We start from the raw sequence: 18,764 nt of genomic DNA, 5'->3' as shown, positions 1-18,764 counted from the left end.
GGACAGTCATCAAGGTTCGTGAGGTTACTGGCGCCACGCGGCCGAATAGCGCTCCTCGCGGGCACGGTCGCGCTCGGCTGTGCGTGCTCGGCGGGCCTCACCGGCGGCGCCATGGGGGAAGCCGTAGCGGGTCATGCGGTATTCGGTGCTTTCGATGGCGTACGAGAGCATGAAGTACACGCCGACCACCAGGCCGAGGGCGCCGCAGGCGAGCGCGAGGCCGACCGGGGCGTCCAGGCCGAACAGCAGGCCGAGGGTGATGACCAGGGTCAGCGGCCCCATTCGGAGCAGTGTGCGCAGGGCGAACCAGGCCAGCCAGGACGGGCGGGCGGCGTCGGCCAGTACCCAGTCGCGGTAGCGGTGGGGGAGGCGGCCGCCGAGGAGGTACCAGGCGCGGCGGGGGAGGCCGGGGGTGGTCATGGGCGTCCTTTCGACGACTCGGCCGCGGCGGCGATGACGCGGCCGAGGGACTCGTGCAGGGCGACCAGTTCCGCCACGCCCATGCCGAGCCGCTCGAACACGGCGGTGGGGATGGCGATGGCCTGGTCGCGCAGCGCGGTGCCCTCTGGGGTGAGGGTGACCGCGAGTTGACGTTCGTCGGTCACGGCGCGGTCACGGCGGAGGTAGCCGATCGCCTCCAGGCGTTTGAGCAGCGGGGACAGCGTGCCGGGGTCGAGCGCGAGCATGCCGCTCAGCTCCTTGACCGACAGCGGGGTGCGTCCCCACAGCGCGAGCATCACCAGGTACTGCGGGTGCGTGAGGCCCATCGGTTCGAGCAGTGGCCGGTAGAGGCCGATGACGCTGCGCGAGGCGATGGACAGCGCGAAGCAGACCTGGCGCTCTAACGCCAAGGGGTCCTCTGGATTGCTTGGTGTGCCAATCATTAGGACCCCATGTTAGGCGCGAACTCCGCCGAGCGGTAGTGCGATCCCGGGCACAGCGGAACGGGGGCCGTCCACAATGGACAGCCCCCGTCGCGGGATGGGATCAGATCTTGCCGAGCACGCCGTCGATCTCGTCGAGCACGCGCATCGCGTCGCCGTAGTCGATGATGTTGTACTCACCGTCGAACACAGTGCCCGCCTTGACCGCGGAGATCGAGGTGAACAGCGGGTTCGCCTTCAGCTTGGCGCCCGCGCCGGGGGCGGTGACCGGCGGGCCGAGGTCGTCGAACAGCAGCACGTCGGCGCCGTTGAGCTGGTTGAGCTGCTCGATCGAGTACTGCGCGACGTTGCCGTCGGCGACCTTGGTGGTCGCCTCGTCGAGCGGGATGCCCAGGTCGGCCAGCGCGGTGGACGGGCCGCCGACCTTGTCGTAGAGGTACCAGCCGGACCCGTCGTAGGTGCCCAGCGTGGCCCACTTCTTGGCGGTGATCTTGTCCTTGTGCTTGTCCTTGATCTCGCCGACCCGCGCCTGGTACTTCTTCTCCAGCTCGGTGACGTCACCGCTCTTGCCGATCGCCTCGGCGACCGCCTTGACCTGCGGCTTCCACCCCGGCTGGTCGCCTGCGGCGGGGATCAGCACGGTCGGGTAGCGGTCCTTGAGCTTGTCGTACTCGGGCTCCTGGTAGTCGCCCGCGAGGATCAGGTCCGGGTCCAGTGCGGCGATCTTGTCGTAGTTCAGCTCGCCGGTGTCGCTGCCGATGATGGTCAGCTTGGTGAACGGCTCGCCGTCCTTGGCCCCGGTCAGGTCGATCGCGCCCGCCAGGTTCGCCTTGAGGTCGAGCAGGATGTACGGGATCTGGAAGTCGATCGCGACGATCTTCTTCGGGTCGCCGGGCACCTGCACCGGACCCTTGGCGGTCTGCACCGTGCGCTTCGCCGGGGCGGCGGCCGCGCTGGACTGCCCAGCCGCCCCCGTCCCGCCGGTGCCCGGGTCGGCCGAACCGCAGGCCGCGGCCCCCAGGGTCAGCAGTGCCGCCGCGCCCAGCGCGACCAGGCGCCGGACGGGGTGGGCTGTCGCTCTCATGTGGCTACTCCAAGTGAACTGTCGCTTCGCCCGAACGGGCGGCCCTGACCCGGAGGTTAGGTGAGGCTATCCTATTTTGACAACGCGTCCACAGTCACAGGAGAGACCGGGAGACCATGACCGCTTACCGCGCCGCGGTGCGCCGGACCGTCGCGGTGACCCCGCTCATGCGCCGGATCACCCTCGGCGGTGAATCCCTGCGCGACTACTCGGGCAGCGGCCTGCCGGACGAGTCGTGCCGGGTCGTGTTCCCCGGGGAGATCACCCGAAATTACACGATCCGCCGTCGTGATCCAGCCGCTGAAGAGATCGACATCGACTTCGTCCTGCATGACGGCGGTGTGGCCTCGGCCTGGGCCGCCGCGGTCGAACCGGGCGCGGAGATCACGATCAGCGGCGCTCCGGCGGGCAAGTACCACCCGGCGCCGGACGTCCCGTGGCGGCGGCTGATCGGCGACGCGACCGCGCTGCCCGCGATCGGTCGGGCCGTCGAGGAACTACCGGCAGGCGCCCGCGCGCTCGTCGTCGTCGTGGTGGACAACCCGAACGAGCGGCAGACCTTCGACACCCAGGGTGACGTGGACATCGAATGGGTCTATGCCCGATCCGGTGACGCGGGCGACGCGCTGCGCCGGATCGCCTGCGATCGCGATCTCCCCGAGGGCCCTGGGTACACCTGGGTCGCGGGTGAGGCGGCGGCCACGCGGGACATCCGCAGGCGCTTCCGACACACCTTCGGCCTGACCGCCGATCGCTACGACACCGTTGGCTACTGGCGACTCGGCGCCGAGCGCTGGGAGCGGCGGTACCAGGAGGTCGCCGGAATCGTCGACCCGAAACTCGCGGCCGCCGACGCCATCGAGGACGACGAGCAGTACTTCGACGCGGTGGACGACATCTACGCGGAGGTGGGCCTGTGAGCCGGTTGCGTGCGGACGACCTGACCCTCGCCTACGACAAGCGCGTCGTGGCGAGCGAACTCGGCGTGACCATCCCCGACGGGTCTTTCACCGTCATCGTCGGCCCTAACGCGTGCGGCAAGTCCACGCTGCTCAAGGCGTTCGCGCGTGTGCTGAAACCGAGTAGGGGCGCGGTGTACCTGGACGGGGAGGTCATCGCCTCTTACCGGTCCAAAGAAGTGGCCCGCAGGCTCGGCCTCTTACCGCAAACCTCGATCGCGCCGAGTGGGATCACCGTCGGCGACTTGGTCGCCCGTGGCCGGTACCCCCATCAGGGCCTCTTACGGCAATGGTCGGTCGACGACGAGAAGGTCGTCAACGAGGTCATGGCCCGCACCGGGGTCGCCGAACTGGCCGGGCGGCTGGTCGACGAACTGTCCGGCGGTCAGCGCCAACGGGTCTGGCTGGCCATGGTCCTCGCCCAGCGCACCTCGCTGCTGCTGCTGGACGAGCCGACCACGTTCCTCGACATCGCGCACCAGGTCGAGGTGCTCGACCTGTGCGCCGAGCTGCACGAACGCGACGGGTACACGCTGGTCGCGGTGCTGCACGACCTCAACCAGGCCTGCCGCTACGCCAGCCACATGATCGCGCTGCGGCCCGGGGGAGTGGTCGCCGCCGAGGGCCACCCGATCGACATCGTCACCGCTGACCTGGTGGAAGACGTCTTCGGCCTGCGCTGCCGGGTGGTCGACGACCCGGAGACCGGCACCCCGCTGATCGTCCCGCTGGCCAGGACCTCGGCGCGGGTATCCACGTAGGACTGACGCCACACCCCCGGCCGACCCCTGCCCGAAAAGATTAAGTTAGGCTAACCTAAAAGACGCGCCACCGCCCGTCTCAGCACCCAGGGGAGCCCGATGTCCGGTTTCGCAGGCAGGATCGCGGTCGTGACCGGGGCCGGGCAGGGCATCGGGGCCGCCGTGGCCGCCGCGTTCGCCGCCGAGGGTGCCGTCGTCGCCGCGGTCGACCTCGACCGGGTCCGGGTGGAGGCCGTCGCCGCCGAACACCGCGCCCAGGGCCGCCGGGTGCGCCCGTACACCGCCGACGTCAGCTACGCCGATGCCGTGGATCGGGTGGTCGCCCGGGTCGAGGACGACCTGGGTCCGATCGACTTCCTCGCCAACGTCGCAGGCGTGCTGCGTCCCGGTTCGGTGGTCAAGTCCACCGACGAGGACTGGCTGGGCACCTTCGCGGTGAACTCGGACGGCGTCTACTTCACCTCCCGCGCCGTGGCCCGCCGGATGGTCCCGCGCGGCACCGGCGTGATCATCACCGTCGGCTCCAACGCGGCGGGCGTGCCGCGCACCGAGATGGCCGCCTACGCCGCGTCCAAGGCCGCCGCCACCATGTTCACCCGCTGCCTCGGCCTGGAACTGGCCGGTCACGGTATCCGGTGCAACGTCGTCTCGCCCGGCTCCACCGACACCCCCATGCAGCGCGCGTTGTGGACCGGTGGGGGCGCTCGTCGGGTCATCGAGGGTTCCCCGGAGAACTACCGGGTCGGCATCCCGCTCGGCCGCATCGCCGACGCGGCCGACGTCGCCGACGCCGTCCTGTTCCTGGCCTCCGACAAGGCAAAACACATAACCATGCAAAACTTGTATGTTGACGGCGGCGCGACGCTGGTCGGCTGACGTCCACTGTGGACGAGTAGCGAGTGGACCCCCGACCCGGAACGGAGCAGTCTGTGTCAGTCCTGGGAACCCTTCCCGAAGCGCCCGCCACCGACTTACCGGCCGCCTACCGCGAGGGTTCGTTCCTGTTCACCTCGCGGGCCGGGGTCCTGCTCGCCGAGGGGCAGCGGGCGGTGCTGAGCTCACCGACCGAGGCCGCCGGGATGCTCGACAAGGGCGAGATCGTCGTCGGCGCGGTGCCGTTCGACCCGAGCGCGCCCAGCAGACTCGTCATCCCGCATACCGTGCATCGCGCCGGCGCGCTTGCGGCTGTGCCCAGGCCCCGTCCGAAGATGTCCGCGCGGTGGCTGGCCCAGCACACCGACGTCGAGGCGTACCGCGGCGGTGTGCGGCGCGCGCTCGAACTCATGGATTCCGGCGAACTGCGCAAGGTGGTCCTCGCGCGCAGGCTCGACCTCGTCGCCGCGGAACCGGTCGACATCCTGGACCTGGTTGTCGCCTTGGCTGCCCGCGATCCTCGCGGCCACACCTTCGCCGCGGATCTCGGAGACCGGACCTTGCTGGGGACGAGCCCGGAACTGCTGATCCGCCGCGCGGGCACGGCCGTACTGTCCAATCCGCTCGCCGGATCGCGTCCCAGGTCGGACGATCCCGTTGTGGACGGTCGGAACGCGACCGAACTGTTGTGCTCCGGCAAAGACCGCCGCGAGCACGCGGTCGTGGTGACCGCTGTCGCCGACGCGTTGGCGCCGTACTGTCGCGAGTTGACCGTGCCCGCGAACCCGGAACTGTTGCCCACCCGGTCGATGTGGCACCTGTCGACCAGGGTGTCCGGTGTGCTCGCCGATCCCGACACGCCCGTTCTCGAGTTGGCGAGCGCGCTGCACCCCACCCCGGCTGTGTGTGGGACGCCAACGGCGTTGGCGCGCAAGGTGATCCGCGAGCTGGAACCCTTCGACCGCGGTTTCTACACCGGGATGGTCGGCTGGTCGGACGCGCGCGGCGACGGCGAGTGGATCGTCACTATCCGCTGCGGTGAGGTGCGCGGCACCACGCTGCGGCTGTTCGCGGGCGCGGGCCTGGTGCCGGGGTCGGACCCGGAGGAGGAACTGGCCGAGACCGGGGCCAAGCTGCGCACCTTCCTCGGCGCGTTGGGCGTGGAGGAGTCGGCGTGAGCGACTGGGTGCCGTACCCGCCCGAGTTCGCCCAGCGCTACCGGGACGCCGGGTACTGGACCGGTGAGACGTTCGGTGCCTTCCTGGCCGACCGCGCCGCGAGGTTCGCCGACCGGATCGCCGTGGTCGACGACGAGAACCGGTGGACATACCGGGAGTTGGACGCACGGGCGACCCGGATGGCGCACGGCTTCGTCGCGCGGGGGATCTCGCCCGGCGACCGGGTCGTCGTGCAACTGCCGAACGTCGCGGAGTTCCTGACCATCGTGTTCGGACTCTTCAGAGCCGGGGCGCTACCGGTCTTCGCGCTACCGCCGCACCGGCTCAACGAGATCTCGTACTTCTGTTCGCACACCGACGCCAAGGCCTATGTGATCGCCGACCGGTTCGGCGGGTTCGACTACCGGACCCTGGCCGATCAGCTCGACGTCCCGTCGGTGTTCGTCCTCGGCGACCCGGGACGGCACACCGCGCTGGCCGACGTCCCCGCGGCATCAGGTGAACTGCCCGAGGTCGACCCGTCGTCGGTGGCGTTCCTGCAGTTGTCCGGCGGGAGCACGGGTGTGCCCAAACTGATCCCGCGTACCCACGACGACTACCTCTACAGCGTCCGGGAGAGCGCCGACATCTGCGGCCTGACCCCGGACTCGGTCTACCTGGCCGCCCTGCCGGTCGCGCACAACTTCCCGATGAGCTCGCCGGGGGTGCTGGGCGCGTTGCACGCCGGGTCCCGGATCGTCATGGCGTCGGCCCCCAGCCCGGATGTCGCGTTCGGACTGATCGAGCAGGAGCGGGTCACCATCACCGGGGTCGTCCCGCCACTCGCGTTGCTGTGGCTGGACTCGGCGGCCAGGCGGCCCGAGGATCTGTCCAGTTTGGACGTACTGCAGGTCGGGGGCGCCAAGTTCGCCGCTGAGGCCGCCCGGCGGGTGCGCCCCGAGCTCGGCTGCGCGGTGCAGCAGGTGTTCGGCATGGCCGAGGGCCTGGTCAACTACACCCGCGCCTGCGACCCGGACGACCTCGTCGCCATCTCCCAGGGCCGCCCCATTTCCCCCGACGACGAACTGCTCGTCGTCGATGCCGAGGGCAAGCCCGTCGCCGAGGGCGAGGTGGGCGAACTGCTGACCCGCGGTCCGTACACGATCCGCGGCTACTACCGCGCCGACGACCACAACGAGGTCGCGTTCACCCCGGACGGCTACTACCGGACCGGCGACCTCGTCCGCGTGCTGCCGTCGGGCCATGTGGTGGTCGAGGGCCGGGCGAAGGACCAGATCAACCGGGGCGGTGAGAAGGTCGCCGCCGAGGAGGTGGAGAACCACCTGCTCGCCCACCCCGCCGTGCACGACGCCGCCGTCGTCGCCGCGCCGGACGCGTTCCTCGGCGAGCGGACCTGCGCCTTCGTCATCGCCACCACCCCCGTGACCGCTCCCGCCCTGCGCGGGTTCCTGCGCGAACGCGGCCTGGCGGCGTACAAGATCCCCGACCGGGTCGTGTTCGTGGACGAGTTCCCGCACACCGGGGTCGGCAAGACCAGCCGCCGCGACCTGCGCGCCACCCTGACCGCACGACTCCGGAAAGCGTGACCCCATGGCCTTACCCGCCATCGCCCCCTACCCCATGCCGACCACGCTGCCGGCGAACCGGGTCGAGTGGACCCCGGACCCCGCGCGGGCCGTGCTGCTCGTCCACGACATGCAGACCCACTTCCTGCGCGCGTTCACCGGGTCCCAGCCCGTCGCCGACCTCGTCGGCAACATCCAGCGCCTGCGCGATCTCTGCCGCCGCCTGGGCATCCCGGTCGTGTTCTCCGCCCAACCCGGCGCGCAATCCCCGTCCGAGCGCGGCCTGCAGCTCGACATGTGGGGCGGCGGCATCGCCTCCCCGGCCGACGCCGAGATCACCCCCGCGCTGGCCCCGCTGGCACCCGACGTCCTGATGACCAAGTGGCGCTACAACGCCTTCCACCGCACCGACCTCGAATCGCTGATGACCGCCCGCGACCAGCTCATCATCACCGGCGTCTACGCGCACATCGGCTGCCTGATGACCGCCGCCGACGCCTTCACGCGCGACATCCAGGCGTTCTTCGTCGCCGACGCGGTCGCCGACTTCACCCCCGAGGACCACGCCATGGCCCTGCGCTACGCCGCAGGCCGCTGCGCCACGACCCTCACCACCGACCGCCTCCTCACCCTCTTGGACCCCGCATGACCCCCGACGACATCCGCGCCCAGATCGCCGCCCTGCTGGAGGTCCCGCAGGCCGATCTGTCCATTGAGGACAACCTGCTCGACCACGGCCTCGACTCCATCCGGGTGATGAGCCTGCTGGAGACCTGGCGTGCGGCAGGCTTCGACCTGACCTTCGCCGACCTCGCCGAGACCCCGACCATCGCCGCCTGGTCGGCCATCGTGGCACCGGACCGCTAGGGCCGTTGTCGGCTGGTTGTATGCCGTCTGGTTCCAGGTCGCGGGTCGGCTGGTAGCTGATTGTGCTGGGGTCGCCGAACAGTCGCCCACCGGCTGATCCGGGCCGCACGATCGGGTGGGAAGTGCGGGCTCGGGGGAGTGTCGGGTCGGTGCGGGCGGCAGTGTCCGGAGTGGACCGGTTGTCGTCGTTGAGGAGACATCATGCGTGCTCTTGTGCTGGCCGCCGCGCTTGTGTTGGTGCCGGGGGTCGCGGTCGCGGCGCCTGCTGAGGGGGAGGTGGCGCTGGCGTCGGTCGGGTCGGGGAAGTGCGTGCAGCGGGAGGTGTCCGGGGCGGTGCACGGGGCGACCTGCGGTGCCGTCGTCGAGCAGAGCTGGCACCTGACCCAGACGTCGGACCTGCGGCTGGCGATCACGGCGGCGGGGGCCGACCTGTGCCTGGCCTACGACGAGGTGGAGGTCGTCAGCACCCCGTGCGACGAGTTGGAGACGATGCAGGCGTGGCGGTTGGTGGCGCAGGACGGGTCCTACTGGATCCAGTCGGCCAAGGACGACGGGGACCTCACCTGGTGCCTGTGGCAGGCCGACGGCAGCGACTACGTCGGCCTGCAGCCGTGTGACGGGTCGGTGGTGGGGGAGCGGTGGCGGCTGCCGCAGGCGGTGACCCCGCAGGGGTGATTCATCGGGGTCGGCACGGGGAAGTAAGTGCCCATGGCGACCATCGACACCAAGATCCCGGCCCGGCTCGACCGGCTGCCGTGGTCGCGGTTCCACTGGCGGGTCATCGTCGGCCTCGGCACCGTGTGGCTGCTCGACGGCCTGGAAGTGACCATGGTGGGGTCGGTGGCCGCCCGGCTGGTGGAGCCGGGCAGCGGGGTGTCGCTCACCGACGGCGAGGTCGGGCTGGCCGCCGCCCTCTACATCCTCGGCGCGTGCGTGGGCGCGCTGGTGTTCGGGCAGCTCACCGACCGGTTCGGTCGCAAGAAGCTGTTCATCCTGACCCTGGCCCTCTACCTCGTCGCCACGGTGGCCACGGCGTTCGCGTGGGCGCCGTGGTTCTTCTACCTGACCCGGTTCCTCACCGGCGCGGGCATCGGCGGCGAGTACGCGGCCATCCACTCGGCGATCGACGAGTTGATCCCGGCGCGGGTGCGCGGCCGGGTGGACCTGCTGATCAGCGGCTCGTACTGGCTCGGCTCGGCGGTGGGCGCCGCGGCGGCGATCCTGCTGCTCGACGAGTCGATCTTCCCGGCGGACCTGGGCTGGCGGCTGGCGTTCGGCATCGGCGCCGTGCTGGCCGTGGTGATCCTGCTGGTGCGGCGGCATGTGCCGGAGAGCCCGCGCTGGCTGTTCATCCACGGCCGGGAGGACGAGGCCGAGCAGGTCATGGCCGATATCGAACGGGAGGTGGAGGAGCGCGGCGGCGTCCGACTGGACGAGCCGGACAAGTCCATTCGCATTCACCAGCGCCGCACCATCCCCTTGCGGGAAATCATCGCGACCGCGGTGCGCAAATACCCCAAACGGACAATTCTCGGTTTGGCGTTGTTCGTCGGGCAGGCGTTCCTCTACAACGGGATCACCTTCAACCTCGGCACTTTGCTGGGCAAATTCTACGGCGTCTCGTCCTCCGGTGCGCCGCTTTTCCTGGTCGTCTTCGCCCTCGGCAACTTCCTCGGCCCGGTCATCCTCGGCAGGCTGTTCGACACGGTCGGCCGCATCCCGATGATCGCCGCCGCCTACCTGGGGGCCGCCGCGCTCACGCTGCCGATGGTCTGGATGTTCACCGGCGGCACGCTCGGCCCCTGGACGTTCCTGTGCTGGCTCCTCGGCGTCTTCTTCCTCGCCTCCGCCGGGGCCAGCGCCGCGTACCTGACCGTCAGCGAGATCTTCCCGATGGAGACCCGCGCCCTGGCCATCGCCTTCTTCTACGCCGTCGGCACGGCGGCGGGCGGCGTCATCGGCCCGGTCCTGTTCGGCAGCCTGGTCGAGACGGGCAACGCGGGCAAGGTCGCCATCGGGTTCCTGGTCAGCGCCGGTGTGATGGCGGTCGGCGGCATCACCGAGATCTTCCTCGGCGTGCGCACCGAGCAGGCCAACCTGGAGGACATCGCGAAACCGCTGACCGCCCAGTAGTCACTGTCCACAGAGACCCACCGAGATGCCGAGGTCGTGGTCGATACGCCGACCACGACCTCGACTCGCCTCCGGATGTCGGCGGCCTCACTGCTCCACTCGGTCCATCACGCCACCTCTGTCCACAGAGGACTCAGACGGTGGAGTAGTGCGACGCGTCGCCGGTGCGCACGACGCTGGGGGTGCCGTCGACGCTGACCGGGACGTCGCCCGCGATGGTGATGCGGTGCATGCGGCGCGGCTGGTTGTCGTAGTCGGCGATGGCGTAGTGCTGGGTGGCGCGGTTGTCCCAGATCGCCACGTCGCCCGGCTGCCACTGCCAGCGGACGGTGTGCTCCAAGCGGGTCACCCGCTGCTGCAGCAACCCGAACAGCGCTTGCGACTCGGTCGAGGTGACCCCGACCAACCGCTTCACGAAATGTCCCAACAACAGCGAGCGCTCGCCGGTCTCCGGGTGCACCCGGACGACCGGGTGCTCGGTCTCGAACAGGTCGGACTGGAACTCGGCCCGGTACTGCTCGGTCTTGACGTCCACGCCGCCGATGCGCAGCTCGTCGATGTTGGCGGCGTAGTCGTAGGCGTTGGTGTGCACCGCCCACAGCCCGTCGACCAGTGCCTTGAGCGACAGCGGCAGCGACTCGTAGGCCGCGACCGTGTTGGCCCACACGGTGTTCCCGCCGTACGGCGGCAGGTTCACCGCGCGCAGCACGCTGAAGGCCGGGATCCGGTCGACGAACGTGACGTCGGTGTGCCAGCTGTTGGCCTTGCCGTACTCCGAATCGATCGGCAGCACGTTCGGGTTCTTCACCCCGCGCACAGTGGGGTGTGCGAGCGTCACCTCGCCCAGCAGCGCCCCGAACGCCAGTTGACCCTCGTCGTCGAGGTCCTGCTGGTCCCGGAAGAAGACCACTTTGTTGGCCAGCAGGGCGGACCGGATCGCGGCGACGGTCGCGGGCGCCAGGTCGCCACCCAACTGGACGCCGTCGATCCGCGCCCCGATGGCCGAACCGAGCTTGACGACCGACACCTCGTTCTCCACGGACAGGCTCACGGTGGGGTTCCTTTCTGCTGCGGATGCCGCGACCGCGGCGAGACGCGGGGCTGCCCCCGCGATTCGAACCTACGAACCACACCCGGAGACCAACAAGCTTCCGGTAAGCACTGAAATTAACGGGACACCAGGGGTTCCATATCCCGGACGCCGTTGACATCCCGTGTGGACACACGGATTCTTCCGTTGTGCGCCGCTGTTGTTGATCGACTCTTCCCGCCGCCGCCCGCCCGTCGGGTCTGCCCGCGTTCGCCCGGATTCTTCCTCGCGTGCACAAAAGCACCGCGACCGCGCCGCGCGCCGACAACCACCAACCGCCGCCGACCGACACCGACTGTCACTGAACGAACCGAGAAGGGTCCGCCGTGCCCGAGTCCCCGCGCCGCCCGAGCGTGCGCGCCGCCAACGCGGCCGCGGTGCTGGCCGTCATCCGCCGCGAGGGCCCGCTCTCGCGCGCGGCGATCGGCGAGCACACCGGGCTGAGCATGCCCACGGTCAGCAGGCAGGTGGCCGTGCTGATCGAGCTGGGCCTGCTGCGCGAGGTGCCGGAGCTGGTCCCGGTCGGCGCGATCGGCCGCCCGCGGGTGCCGATCCACCTCGACGACACCGTGTACGCCGCCGCGGGCGTGCACATCGGGGTGAGCACGGTCACCTACGGCCTGGCCGACCTGCGTGGCGCCCTGCTCGACGCGGAGGAGATCCCGACCCCGCAGGGCAGCGCCGAGGACGCCCTCGCGCACATCGCGGGCAAGGTCCGGGCGTTCCTGCGCCGGTGGCCGCGCCGCAAGGTCGTCGGCATCGGCCTGGCCAGCGGCGGCCTGGTTGACGCCGAGCACGGGGTGCTCGACCACGACCGGCTCGGCTGGTACCGGGTCCCCGCCGCCGACCTGCTGCGCCGCGCCACCGGCTACCCCGTGCACCTCGACGGCCACGTCGCCGCCATGGCGAACGCCGAACTCCTCTTCGGTTGGGGTCCGCGGGTGTCCAGCCTGCTGTACTTCTACGCCCGCGAGGTCGTCGGCATCGCGTTCGCCCTCGACGGCGTGCTGCACCGCGGCCCCGGCGGCGGGGGCAGCGTGGCCCACCTGCCGGTCGGCGGCGACATCCGATGTCCGTGCGGGGCCACCGGCTGCCTGGAGGTCACCGTCGCCGACCGCACGGTCGCCGAGAAGGCCGTCGCGGCGGGCGTGGTCGACGAACCGGACATCAAGCTGGTCCGGGCCGCCGCCACCGCCGGTGACCCCACCGCCGTCGCCCTGCTCACCGACCGCGCGACCGCGCTGGGCCGTGCGGTGGCCCTGCTCCGCGACGCGCTCAACCCGGACCGGGTCGTGCTCGGCGGGCAGGCGATCACCGACCCCGCCGAGCGGCTGCCCGACCTGCTCGGCGCCTTCGCCAGGGCGACCGCGCTGCCCGGTACCGACATCGTCTCCGCCACCCGCTTCGGCCCGACCCTGCAGGCCACCGCCGCCTGCACCGGACTGCTCAACCGCCTCTTCGACCACCCGCTCGACCTGCTCGACCAGGCACCTGGCCTGGACGAGCGGGAGAACCTGAGAAAGGTCCCCGCCCGATGAACGCACGTCAGACGCTCAAGGCCCTCGCGGCAGTGCTCCTGCTGGTGGCCGCGACCGCCTGCCAGTCCGCTGTGGACGCGGAGACCAGCTCCGCGGGCGCGTCGGCGGCACCGAAGCAGGGTGGGGTGGCCGAGCTCGGCGTCAACCTCGACCTGGTGCCCGCCAACCTGTTCACCAACAGCAACGTGTCCATCACCACCGTCGTCGGACTCGTGTACGACACGCTTGTCCGCTACGACAACAAGTCGCTGGACCCGAAGCCGCGGGTGGCGACCGAGTGGCAGCAGACCGACGGCGGCAAGACCGTCACCCTCAAGCTGCGCACGGACGTCAAGTACCACACCGGCCGCACGCTGACCTCAGCCGACGTCAAGTTCTCGCTCACCAGCTACGCCGATCCCAAGTGGAACGGCCAGCTCGCCAGCACCGCGAAGACGATCAGCACCATCGACACCCCGGCGCCGGACCAGGTCGTGCTGCACCTGGCGCACCCGGTGAGCAACCTGTTCGACCTGCTCGACACGGTGCCGCTGATCGACTCCGAGACCGCCGCCGACATCGGCACCGGCAAGAAGTTCGTCGGCACCGGCCCGTTCAAGTTCGACTCGTGGCGCCCCAACACCGACCTGACCTTCTCCCACAACACCGACTACTGGGGCGGCGCGCCGTACCTCGACGGCGTGCACGTGCGGGTCATCCCGGACGTGCAGTCGCTGGCGGCCGCGGTCAAGTCCGGTCAGGTCCAGCTCGCCCGGGGTGTCGGCTACCGCGACGCGCAGACCCTGTCGAGCGCGCCCGGCATCAAGGTCGAGTCGCTGGAGGGCGCCGAGTTGCAGGCGTACGTCGGCATCAACGTCACCGCGCCGGGCCTCGACGACCCGACCGTGCGCCAGGCCATCGCCTACGCGCTGGACAAGCAGCGGATCATCACGGAGGTCTTCCGCGACCAGGGCTACCCCGTGTCGCTGCCCTGGCCGAAGACCAGCCCGGCGTACGACCAGGACCTGGACAGCCGCTACCGGCACGACGTCGCCAAGGCCAAGCAGTTGCTGGCGGACAAGCAGCTCCCCGAGATCCCGCTGAGCTACGTCGGCAACGACCAGGTGTTCACCGCGATCGCGCAGATCATCCAGAACAACCTCGCCGAGGCGGGCATCACGGTCAAGCTGACCCCGGTCGACTCGACCCAGTTCGTCAAGCAGTTGATCGGCGCCCAGTTCCCCGGTCTGTGGACCACCAGCCACTCGTGGGCCCAGTTCTCCCCGGCCACGCTGACCGTGAGCGCCTACCCGTTCAACGCCCACCGCAACTCGTCGCACTTCACCTCGCCCGCGTACACCACCGCCGCCGAGGACGCCTGGCAGTTGGGCACCGCGACCGGCCCGCAGGCGACCGCCGCCTACAAGGAGCTCTCGAACCAACTGCTCGACGCGACCTTCCTGGCCGAGATCGGCGTGACCTACGAGCAGATCGTGCACCGCGACAACCTGCACGGCGTCACCTGGAACAAGCGGCGCGAGCTGGACTTCGGCAAGGCGTACCTGGCATGACCCGCTACGTGCTGCGCCGCGCCCCGTCCGCACTGGTCGTGCTGTGGCTCTCGTCCGTGCTGATCTTCCTCGTCCTGCGGGCCATCCCCGGTGACGCGGCGACCGCGATGGCGGGCCCGGACGCCACCCCCGAGACGATCGCCGCGATCCGGCACGACCTCGGTCTCGACCTGCCCGTGGTGACGCAGTACCTGCACTGGCTCGGCGGCCTGTTCACCGGCGACCTCGGCCGCTCCTACCTGATCGGCGGCGACATCGCCGACCTGGTCGGCACCGGCCTGGGCAACACGGTCGTCCTCACCGCGACGGCACTGCTCATCGCCGTGCTGATCGCGTTGGGCCTCGGCCCGCTCTGGGCGGCCACCCGCAACCGCTGGGTGGACCGGGTGCTCACGGCCTTCCACACGGCCGCCGTCGCCCTGCCCACCTTCGTCACCGGCGTCGTCTTGATCATCGTCTTCGGCGTGTTCTTCCGGGTGCTGCCCACCGGCGGAATCCCCCCGAAGGGCATGGTCGACCGGCTCGACATCACCGCCCAGTACCTGGTCCTGCCCGCCGTGTGCCTCGCCCTGCCGGTCGCCGGGGTGCTCACCGGCTTCCTCGCCGAGACGCTGCGCGGCGAACTGCGACAGGACTACGTGACGACGGTGCTGGCGGCCGGGGTGCGCCGCCGCGCGGTCGTCTACCGGCACGCGCTGCGCGGCGCGCTGCCGGTCGCCATCACCACGCTCGGTCTGCAGACCGGCGCCCTGCTCGGCGGCGCGGTCCTGGTCGAGTCGATCTTCTCCTGGCCCGGCTTGGGACTGCTCGTCGAGCAGGGCATCACCCGCCGGGACTACCCGCTGGTCCAGGTGCTGCTGATGCTGTCGGTGACGGTGTTCGTGCTGGTCCAACTGCTGACCGACGTCATCCACGCCGCACTGGACCCGAGAATCAGACTGGGGGCGCAGTCATGACGCTGAGGCATCGCCCATCCCAACCATCCACAAACACCCGAGTTGCGCACAGCCCGCCGTCGACCCCCGTTCCGCGTCGGTCGGCACCAGTAGGCTCGATTCGGGGGCTGCTCAACCCGGTTCGCGATCTTCGCCCGGGGGCGGACTCATGACCGCCGCCGTGGAGGAGCCCGTCGAGCCCGTCGAGGTCGCCGTTCCCGAGCGGCCGCGTACTTTCCGGCGGGGCAAGGGCCTGGTCGGCCTGGTGCTGGTCGGCGTCGTCGTCCTGCTCGGCCTGGTCGGCCCGCTGCTCTGGCAGTGGGACGCCTACCAGCAGATCCCCGGCGCCAACCTGCTCGGCCCGTCCGCCACCCACCCGCTCGGCACCGACGACCTCAACCGGGACGTGCTCGCCCGGCTGCTCGCGGGCATCCGGGTCGACCTGCTGATCAGCCTCACCGCCGTCCCGCTCGGCGCGCTCATCGGGTGCGCGATCGGGGCGCTGGCCACCGTCAACTCCGTGCTCGACGTCGCGGTGCAGCGGCTGTTCGACGTGTTGCTCGCCTTCCCGCAACTCATCCTCGCCATCGGGCTGGCGGCCGTCATCGGGCCGGGCACCGGGTCGGTGCTGATCGTGGTGGTCAGCGTGGAGATCCCGGTGTTCGGGCGGTTGCTCCGGGCGGCGGTGTTGCGGGTGCGCGAGTCGCAGTACGTGACGGCGGCGGAGGTGGTCGGCGGGCGCAGGGCGCACATCTTGCGTCAACACGTGTTGCCGAACTCGCTGGAGCCGGTGTTGGTCCAGTTGGCACTGTCCATGTCGGTCGCCGTGTTCGTCGAGGGCGCGATGAGCGTGCTGGGCATCGGGGTCACGCCGCCGTCACCGTCGCTGGGCGCGGTGCTGACCACCTCACTGCGCTACCTCGACCTCAACCCGTTGTTCGCGATCGGCCCCCTGGCGGTGACGGCCGTCCTCGTGCTGGGGTTCCAGTTGATCGCCCAGGCCGCGAACGCCGCACGCGGCGCCTGAGAAGAAGGACCACACCATGACGCTCCCCCCACACGCCCGCGGGTACGAGGGTTTCACCGGCCGGGTCGGCCGGGTGTTCGCCGAGTCCCGGCCCGGCTGGCCCGCCGAGCGGCGGTCGACCGGCCCCAACGTCGTCGTGATCCTGGTGGACGACCTGGGCTACGCCGACATCGGCCCGTTCGGCGGCGAGGTCGCCACCCCCACCCTGGACGCGCTCGCCGCGGGCGGTCTCCGGCTGACCAACTACCACACCACCCCGCTGTGCTCGCCGTCGCGCGCGGCGCTGCTGACCGGCCTCAACCCGCACCGCGCGGGTTTCGCCTTCCCGGCCAACGCGGACCCGGGCTATCCCGCGTACTCGTTCCAGCTCCCGGACAACGCGCCGTCGCTGGCCGAGTCGTTGCGCGCCGCCGGGTACGCGACCTTCGCCGTCGGCAAGTGGCACCTGACCCGCGACGCCGCGAGCCACGACGCGGCGGACCGGTCGTCGTGGCCGCTGCAGCGCGGGTTCGACCGGTACTTCGGCAGCCTGGAGGGCCTGACCAACCTGCACCACCCGCACCGCCTGGTCTGGGACAACAGCCCCTACGACGGTGACTACCCGGACGGCTACTACCTCACCGACGACCTGACCGACCGCGCCGTCCGCATGATCGACACGTTGCGGGCCAACGACCCGGACAAGCCGTTCTTCCTCTACTACGCCCACCACGCCATGCACGGACCCTTGGGCGCCAAGGAATCCGACCTCCAACGCTACCGCGGTCGCTACGCCGAGGGCTGGGACGTCATCCGGGAACGCCGGTTCGCCAAGCAGTTGGCCGAGGGCCTGTTCCCGCCCGGTACCGCGCTGCCGCCGCGCAACAGCGAACCCGGCCGCGACGTGCCGCCGTGGTCCGAGGTGCCGGACGACCGGAAAGAGCTGTTCGCCCGGTACATGGAGGTCTACGCGGCCGCACTGGACAATGTGGACCAAAGCGTCGGCCGGATCGTCGAGGCCCTGCGCCGCCACGGCGAGCTGGACAACACCATCCTCGTGTTCACCTCGGACAACGGCGCCACCGCCGAGGGCGGACCGGAGGGCACCCGCAGCTACTTCAGCCAGTTCGTGCACGTCCCCGGCGTACCGTCCAGTTGGGACCGTGACGTCGAACGCGAGCTCGACCTGCTCGGCGGCCCGCAGACCACGATCCACTACCCGCGCGGCTGGGCGCAGGCGTCGAACACCCCGTTCCGGCTCTACAAGTTCGACACCTACGCCGGTGGTGTGCGGACCCCGTTCATCGTGCACTGGCCCGCCGGCCTGGAACCGGGACTGCGGCACCAGTACGTGTACGTCACCGACGTGGCCCCGACGCTGCTCGACCTCGCGGGAGTGCCCCGGCTGCCCGAGCGCCACGGTGTCGCCGCCGCCGAGCAGGACGGGGTCAGCGCCGTGCCCGTGCTGCACGACGCCGACGCGGTGAGCGAGCACGTCACGCAGTACACCGAGACCGGCGGCAACCGCGGCTACTACGCGGACGGCTGGAAGATCGTCACCCGGCACCGCCCCGGAACCCCGTACGACGACAGCGAGTGGGAGCTCTACCACGTCGCCACCGACCCGACCGAGACCACCAACGTGGCCGCCCGGCACCCGGAGAAGCTGGCCGAACTGGCGGCCGACTGGGAACGCGCGGCCTGGCACAACACGGTGTTCCCGCTGACCGACCACACCGCCGCCGCCGACCTGCGCCGCCCGTCCGACGAGCGCCTGGAACGCCCGGTGACGTTGTACCCCGGCACACCGCTGCTGGAACGGTACCGTTCCGGTCAGCTCATCCAGTTCCGCGACTTCGTCGTAGTGTCCTCAGTGGACTACCGGGACGGCGACCACGGCGTCCTCTTCGCCCACGGCGACCAGGGCGGCGGGTACGGCGTGTACATCGAGGACGGATCGGTTCACCTGACGTACAATGCCTACGGCGTCGTACACCGCTCGGCCGCCCTCCCGCTGACCGCTGGGCCGGTGGAGATCCGACTGGCGTCCTCGGCGCTGCCGGACTTCCAGGCCAACCTGGTCCTGGACACCGGGGCGGGCACCACCGAGCTGGGCCCGGTCCCGCAGATGATCGGCATGGCCCCGTTCACCGGCATCAGCGTCGGCGCCGACCGCGGCGGCCCGGTCGACTGGGACCTGCACACCCGCGCCGGGACCGCGCCGTTCACCGGGACGCTGCACCACGTCCGCTACGAGCCGGGCAAGCAGGCGCCCTACGACCCGAGCCTGCTCGCCCGGCTCTGGGCCGAGGCAGAACGTGTCTACGACTAGTAATCACGC

At 70.6% G+C, this 18,764-nt stretch carries 18 protein-coding genes; 14 read left to right on the top strand and 4 right to left on the bottom strand.

Annotated features, from left to right (window positions below; all coding sequences use genetic code 11):
• Positions 1-24: 24 nt before the first annotated feature.
• From H504_RS0131050 to H504_RS0131040, 3 genes are all read right to left on the bottom strand, one after another.
• Positions 25-420: a DUF5313 family protein gene (locus tag H504_RS0131050; protein WP_026425983.1), complete on the bottom strand. Its 396-nt coding sequence runs from the start codon at positions 418-420 to the stop codon at positions 25-27.
• Positions 417-884: a MarR family winged helix-turn-helix transcriptional regulator gene (locus H504_RS0131045; RefSeq protein WP_026425982.1), complete on the bottom strand. Its 468-nt coding sequence runs from the start codon at positions 882-884 to the stop codon at positions 417-419. Before H504_RS0131045 ends, H504_RS0131050 begins: the two co-directional genes overlap by 4 nt.
• Before the next feature lie 103 nt (positions 885-987).
• The gene (locus H504_RS0131040) at positions 988-1,968 is read right to left on the bottom strand and encodes an ABC transporter substrate-binding protein (RefSeq protein WP_026425981.1); all 981 of its coding nucleotides are present in this window, start codon (positions 1,966-1,968) and stop codon (positions 988-990) included.
• 116 nt (positions 1,969-2,084) lie between these two features.
• On the opposite strand from H504_RS0131040, the gene H504_RS0131035 reads away from it, so the two are divergent.
• The 9 genes from H504_RS0131035 to H504_RS37905 all read left to right on the top strand — a co-directional run bounded on the left by H504_RS0131035 (position 2,085) and on the right by H504_RS37905 (position 10,304).
• Complete coding sequence (locus H504_RS0131035) at positions 2,085-2,888, top strand: siderophore-interacting protein (RefSeq protein ID WP_026425980.1); 804 nt, start codon at positions 2,085-2,087, stop codon at positions 2,886-2,888.
• Positions 2,885-3,688 carry an ABC transporter ATP-binding protein gene (locus tag H504_RS37910; protein WP_035307040.1) on the top strand — a complete coding sequence of 268 codons (804 nt, stop codon included), beginning with the start codon at positions 2,885-2,887 and terminating at the stop codon, positions 3,686-3,688. The genes H504_RS0131035 and H504_RS37910 overlap by 4 nt, the downstream gene beginning before the upstream one ends.
• 99 nt (positions 3,689-3,787) lie before the next feature.
• Positions 3,788-4,564 carry a 2,3-dihydro-2,3-dihydroxybenzoate dehydrogenase gene (locus H504_RS0131025; protein WP_026425979.1) on the top strand — a complete coding sequence of 259 codons (777 nt, stop codon included), beginning with the start codon at positions 3,788-3,790 and terminating at the stop codon, positions 4,562-4,564.
• Positions 4,565-4,617: 53 nt separating this feature from the next.
• Entirely contained in the window at positions 4,618-5,739 is a 1,122-nt protein-coding gene (locus H504_RS0131020; RefSeq protein ID WP_026425978.1) for an isochorismate synthase, read from the top strand.
• Positions 5,736-7,325, top strand: coding sequence for a (2,3-dihydroxybenzoyl)adenylate synthase (locus tag H504_RS0131015; protein WP_026425977.1), 1,590 nt, complete (start codon positions 5,736-5,738; stop codon positions 7,323-7,325). The genes H504_RS0131020 and H504_RS0131015 overlap by 4 nt, the downstream gene beginning before the upstream one ends.
• A gap of 4 nt (positions 7,326-7,329) precedes the next feature.
• A complete protein-coding gene (locus H504_RS0131010) occupies positions 7,330-7,953 on the top strand; it encodes an isochorismatase family protein (RefSeq protein WP_026425976.1) in 624 nt (207 codons plus the stop codon).
• Positions 7,950-8,171 (top strand): phosphopantetheine-binding protein, encoded by a 222-nt coding sequence (locus H504_RS0131005; RefSeq protein WP_026425975.1) that lies wholly within the window; start codon positions 7,950-7,952, stop codon positions 8,169-8,171. Before H504_RS0131010 ends, H504_RS0131005 begins: the two co-directional genes overlap by 4 nt.
• Positions 8,172-8,372: 201 nt before the next feature.
• Positions 8,373-8,846 carry a ricin-type beta-trefoil lectin domain protein gene (locus H504_RS0131000; protein ID WP_157440735.1) on the top strand — a complete coding sequence of 158 codons (474 nt, stop codon included), beginning with the start codon at positions 8,373-8,375 and terminating at the stop codon, positions 8,844-8,846.
• A gap of 33 nt (positions 8,847-8,879) precedes the next feature.
• On the top strand, positions 8,880-10,304 hold the full coding sequence (locus tag H504_RS37905) for an MFS transporter (protein ID WP_035307036.1): 1,425 nt from the start codon (positions 8,880-8,882) through the stop codon (positions 10,302-10,304).
• A gap of 133 nt (positions 10,305-10,437) precedes the next feature.
• Here the strand turns inward: H504_RS37905 and H504_RS0130990 are convergent, their stop codons facing one another.
• Positions 10,438-11,355, bottom strand: coding sequence for a TauD/TfdA dioxygenase family protein (locus H504_RS0130990; RefSeq protein ID WP_026425973.1), 918 nt, complete (start codon positions 11,353-11,355; stop codon positions 10,438-10,440).
• A gap of 365 nt (positions 11,356-11,720) precedes the next feature.
• Here H504_RS0130990 and H504_RS37900 point away from each other — a divergent pair, with 365 nt between their 5' ends.
• The 5 genes from H504_RS37900 to H504_RS0130965 all read left to right on the top strand — a co-directional run bounded on the left by H504_RS37900 (position 11,721) and on the right by H504_RS0130965 (position 18,755).
• Positions 11,721-12,932, top strand: a complete 1,212-nt coding sequence (locus H504_RS37900; protein ID WP_051386444.1) for an ROK family transcriptional regulator — start codon at positions 11,721-11,723, stop codon at positions 12,930-12,932.
• Positions 12,929-14,482, top strand: coding sequence for an ABC transporter substrate-binding protein (locus H504_RS0130980; protein WP_026425972.1), 1,554 nt, complete (start codon positions 12,929-12,931; stop codon positions 14,480-14,482). The genes H504_RS37900 and H504_RS0130980 overlap by 4 nt, the downstream gene beginning before the upstream one ends.
• Positions 14,479-15,438, top strand: a complete 960-nt coding sequence (locus H504_RS0130975) for an ABC transporter permease (RefSeq protein ID WP_026425971.1) — start codon at positions 14,479-14,481, stop codon at positions 15,436-15,438. The genes H504_RS0130980 and H504_RS0130975 overlap by 4 nt, the downstream gene beginning before the upstream one ends.
• A 148-nt stretch (positions 15,439-15,586) precedes the next feature.
• Positions 15,587-16,444, top strand: coding sequence for an ABC transporter permease (locus H504_RS37895; protein WP_035307032.1), 858 nt, complete (start codon positions 15,587-15,589; stop codon positions 16,442-16,444).
• 16 nt (positions 16,445-16,460) lie between these two features.
• Positions 16,461-18,755, top strand: coding sequence for an arylsulfatase (locus H504_RS0130965; protein WP_026425970.1), 2,295 nt, complete (start codon positions 16,461-16,463; stop codon positions 18,753-18,755).
• Positions 18,756-18,764 lie beyond the last annotated feature (9 nt).

Origin of the sequence: Actinokineospora inagensis DSM 44258 (assembly GCF_000482865.1) — a bacterium.
Lineage (GTDB): Bacteria > Actinomycetota > Actinomycetes > Mycobacteriales > Pseudonocardiaceae > Actinokineospora > Actinokineospora inagensis.
The sequence above is the reverse complement of the archived record's forward strand: the minus strand, read 5'-3'. Positions and strand labels throughout refer to the sequence as shown.